We start from the raw sequence: 4219 nt of genomic DNA on the forward strand, positions 1-4219 counted from the left end.
TATGTGGGGGTATAGCTCAGCTGGGAGCGCAAACGGTTCAGTTTTCGTCCCAAGAGCCCGTCCTCAAAACTTCATAGCGACCCAGTGCATATTCATACATACGTGGGGGTGTAGCTCAGCTGGGAGAGCGTACGGTTCGCATCCGTAAGGTCAGGAGTTCGATCCTCCTCATCTCCACCACACAAATCCAGCGCCCATGCGGGTTGCTGGATTTTTTATGCCCAAAAACAAATACCTACATCATAACGGCAACCGCCTTCTTCGGGGGAATCGCCCCCGATGCTGCTACATCGAAATTTTGCATATAGATGAGAAAATCTTCGCATCTTTATGCGCTTTTGAATGGCTTGTTGTAGTCCAATATCTGGTGTACGGAGATGTTAAAGTCAATGCCCAGAGAATAATCCTTATGGATGGATACTTTCTGGATAAGCTGGGAGACTATCATCTTTTTCTCCGCGATGCTGCATTTGTCGAACAGCTCCGACCAGTTTACAACGCGGCCATAGAATTTATGAATCTCCGCGCCTTTTGACTGAACGTTTGACAATTTCTCCTGCCAACGGGCCGCGTCGGCCTTTGCCTGCTTAACCGCATCCTCGGCCTGCTCCACCAGCCCGTTGATGATGTCCATTTTCAGCGGGCTTTCGCCCCGGATCACCTTGAGCACCTCGGATTGGTAGTCGCTCAGTTCTTTGCTCTTGCTGTCCAACAACCGATTGGCCTGCTCCAACTGCGACCGGCAGAACAATTCTTGCCTGTGTACCTGCGCCTGGATGACTTCTTTTTCAGGGATGGCCTTGATGTAGACGAACAGCCTGCGGATGGATTCCGCCACCAACGCGTCTACCCGCTCGGCACGATAAGTGTTCTGCCCGTCGCAGAGGTCGGGGTGCCGGACCTGATTGTGGCACTGATACCGTAGCCGCACGTTCTCAACGACGGTGCCGTCCGCGCGGGTGTAGCTCTTGCCGCTGGTGGTCAACACCATTTTGTGCCCACAGTGGCCGCAATAGATCAGGCCGGACACCAACGCACGGCTTTTGTTGTTGCGGGGCACGGAGGAATGTTCCTGTGTGCGCTGCTTCATGATCTCCTGTGCCTGCTGGAACGTGTCTTCGTCGATGATTTGCAATTCCGGGAAGATTTCAGATTGCGACTCACCGCTGCGCAGAACGCCGATATAGATGATGTTTTTCAGAATCGTGTTGATGCTGGTGTTGACAAAGCCGGCACCCTTGCGGGTATGAATCCCTTCATCGGAGAGAAAGTGGGCCAACCGCTGCGCGCCGTAACCCTCCCGGACATACTTTTGAAAAATGAGCCGCACCACCTCGGCCTCCTGTTCGTCGACGGCAATTTCATAGACCTCATGGTTCTTTTTGTTGATGCGGCCCTTCTTTTCCAGTTGATAGCCGAACGGCGCTTTCCCGCCCCGGAAACGGCCCTCCTGCACGATCTGTGCAAGACGGGTTTTGGTGCGGATGGATGTCTTGATGCTTTCGCCGGACGCCTGCCAGTAGCGTATGTAGTTGGTCAGCTTGTCCACATGGGTATCGAACCGCTGCTGCCCTTCTTTGGCGCTCCAGACCTCAATGCCGCTCTTCACGAACCACTCCACAACAAAGGGAGTCTCGTCCTCGCGGCGTCCCAGCCGGTCGAACATAAAGACCAGCAACACGTCGAACTTGTGTAGAACGGCATCCTGTTGTATTTCCTGAATGGCGTCCCGGTCTTTGGCGGAAACCTTAAAACCAGAAACGCCTTTTTCAGAAATTTCGTTTACAATTTCCCAGCCCTTCTCCTTGGCAAAATCCCGGCAGTAATCCTTCTGCATGGGAATATCGTCTTTTTCGACTTGGCCTTTTGTGGAAACGCGATACAGGCAATAGACTTTTTTCTTCTCAGGCATAGTAAATCCTTTCCCGTTGTCCAGCGGGAAGTACCTGCAATAAATGTGTGCAATGTTCTTTTTTCAAGGTACAGGCTGTATGGAAATTATCCCATGGCGGACAACGAAATGCAAATGTGTCGGGGGAGAGCCGTTTATTCGGAAATGGAGCGCAGATAGGCACCTTTGAGCGTTTCCTGCACCTGCTTCATCGCGGTATCGTTTGAAGCGGCAGCAAAGTGCATTGTGACGGAACAACCGTCAATCTCAATATGCAGGGTGTCCGGCGCGGAAAGATTGAGGCCAGCAGGCGGTTTTACAAGATGCGGCCCTTTGATAAAACGCACAGAAATACCCTCCTTTCGGGACTTGGAAGATGGAACACCATGCGCCACAAGCGCGACAACCGGCTTGTGGCGGCAAGTCTTCCATCTTCAAGGATGGAAGCGCAAACGTTTTTACGGGCATCATACCGTATTCTCAGGGCGACACGGGGCCTCCCCTCGGCTCTTCCCCGGTATGGGGGAGCATTCGGGCTTATCGGTGGTTTGTGGCGCTCAGAGTGCCCCGGTATCCGTGATACTGCCGACAGGTGGTTCCAGCAGTTGCGAGCTGCTGCACGCCTTGTTCGCGGTATCCCCCCGCCAAGGGGCGAAAAGACGGTATCCTTTCCGCTGCGGGTCATGGCGACCGGCGAACCACGCCGGTATGCGGGAACAAATGTGTCGCTCGTGCCTTGGATGCAATCTGTGTTGACGGGCCTCTCTGACCGGCTCGCAGGCAGTCATGGCGCTTGTCCCGTGTCGCTCTGCCGCAACAGCGGCGCACAGCGGAAGGAAAGCCTGAATACTGAATCTTCAATTTTCAAGGTGCTGAGCGAGGGGCTGAAAAAAGTCCCTCTATATACCATGAGAAAAATCGGCAATCCGGGATACACTTTTAGAAAAACTTTTTCAAATCTTTTCTGATGCGTCGCAAACCACGTTGAATAGAGAGGTTGAGGGCGCGTTTCGTGATTCCCTCTACCCTTGCAAGCGTCGGTCTGTCTACGCCTAAGAAATAGAGAGCATAGATGCGCCGGGCCTGCTTTTCCGGAAGGGTTTCCATGATCGTAAGAACGTGTGTGGTAGTGGATTCACGATCAAAAGCATCCTCGGCCGACGTCTCCTTATGTAAAATAGCATTTTCTATACCATCGTCCCTATTAAGGGAGTATTGGGCCTTGTAATGATACCTGCGTCTCTCATAGGCCGCCTCGCGTTTTTCATCCGCGTTAAAAAAGCCCGTAATTTCGTCCGGGACTTCGATAACGTAATCGGACGTGTATAAGTCGGGATAGTAATCCTTCAAGTTGATCGCCGTCATTTTGATTCCTCCATTTTAATTGTTTTCTGGGTGGGATAAACTAAAACGGTAAAGGAGGCGAACGGCAACCGACAATATTTCCTATTTTTCGCGCAAAAAAGACGATCTGAAGAAACTCCAGGTCGTCTTTTATTAAATAGATATATATGGTCTCACTATATCGAGCAAAGGATAGCAAATGGCATATGGTTAGGCCCTCGTGCTTAAAATTAAAGAGCTACTACAATTTTATAACTCACGCGCTGTCAAACGTCAGATTTTGTTGGTTTGGTAACGCAAATATGCTTTTTGTTATTGACTAAATAAAAGAGGTTAGGATACTACAGATCCTAACCTCTTACTCACGGTTAATAATATTAAAATCTGTAGCGTTGTAATGTTTCCTTTATATCACAAAAACAGTTACGATTTCCATTGGCTTTTAATATGTCCCCAAGTTGCTATTTTGCTGCCGCCGTAATAGTTCTTTTCGGCAAGAATCACTGCAAAAATAATAAACTTGCCCGTTAATAGTTTCCCTTATAGCAGAGTTGGGGTCAACAACCATTCCGCAAATAGGATCCCTTACCAGATTGGTTTGATTAACATCATTTCTTTCGTATTGAGAAGGATTGACAGAATACTTACCATTCTGCCCACCATGTGAATGGCCTCCTCCACAGCAGCCGCCATCCCCTTCAGCCTGATTATCATGCGAATGACCGACTCCACAACAGCCACCGCCTCGGATCATAAAAAACGCAATCCCTCCGAGCAACAATAAATACCACCAGTTTTCACGAATGAAATTGAACATATAATTAGCCTCCTCCAGAAATCTTTTAGGTATTCATGACGTTATACCAGTTTTGTATGTTACATAATTACCGACAATCGCTTTATTGATTTGTAGTTCCTTGCCGATATGATGTATTATAGGCCAATTAGGTGTAGATTTAATGAAGATTGGGGATTATATATAAA

The 4219-nt window shown here is 49.3% G+C and carries 4 protein-coding genes and 1 tRNA gene; 1 reads left to right on the top strand and 4 read right to left on the bottom strand.

Features of this window, described 5'->3' with window-relative positions:
• The first annotated feature begins 104 nt into the window (after positions 1–104).
• Positions 105–180, top strand: a tRNA-Ala gene (locus tag ABF463_RS14050).
• 148 nt (positions 181–328) lie between these two features.
• Here the strand turns inward: ABF463_RS14050 and ABF463_RS14055 are convergent.
• The 4 genes from ABF463_RS14055 to ABF463_RS14070 all read right to left on the bottom strand — a co-directional run bounded on the left by ABF463_RS14055 (position 329) and on the right by ABF463_RS14070 (position 4052).
• Positions 329–1912 carry a recombinase family protein gene (locus ABF463_RS14055; protein WP_415534590.1) on the bottom strand — a complete coding sequence of 528 codons (1584 nt, stop codon included), beginning with the start codon at positions 1910–1912 and terminating at the stop codon, positions 329–331.
• 134 nt (positions 1913–2046) lie between these two features.
• The gene (locus ABF463_RS14060) at positions 2047–2238 is read right to left on the bottom strand and encodes a hypothetical protein (protein WP_415534592.1); all 192 of its coding nucleotides are present in this window, start codon (positions 2236–2238) and stop codon (positions 2047–2049) included.
• Positions 2239–2830: 592 nt separating this feature from the next.
• Entirely contained in the window at positions 2831–3256 is a 426-nt protein-coding gene (locus ABF463_RS14065) for a sigma-70 family RNA polymerase sigma factor (RefSeq protein WP_415534594.1), read from the bottom strand.
• A 421-nt stretch (positions 3257–3677) separates the two neighbouring features.
• On the bottom strand, positions 3678–4052 hold the full coding sequence (locus tag ABF463_RS14070; protein WP_415534596.1) for a hypothetical protein: 375 nt from the start codon (positions 4050–4052) through the stop codon (positions 3678–3680).
• Positions 4053–4219: the final 167 nt, after the last annotated feature.

Origin of the sequence: Ethanoligenens sp. (genome assembly GCF_047718355.1) — a bacterium.
Taxonomy (GTDB): Bacteria; Bacillota; Clostridia; order Oscillospirales; family Ethanoligenentaceae; genus Ethanoligenens.

Coding starts and splice junctions, on each gene's coding strand:
- ABF463_RS14070 (WP_415534596.1), bottom strand. CDS start 4,052: ATGTTCAATTTCATTCGTGAAAACTGGTGGTATTTATTGTTGCTCGGA.
- ABF463_RS14065 (WP_415534594.1), bottom strand. CDS start 3,256: ATGACGGCGATCAACTTGAAGGATTACTATCCCGACTTATACACGTCC.
- ABF463_RS14055 (WP_415534590.1), bottom strand. CDS start 1,912: ATGCCTGAGAAGAAAAAAGTCTATTGCCTGTATCGCGTTTCCACAAAA.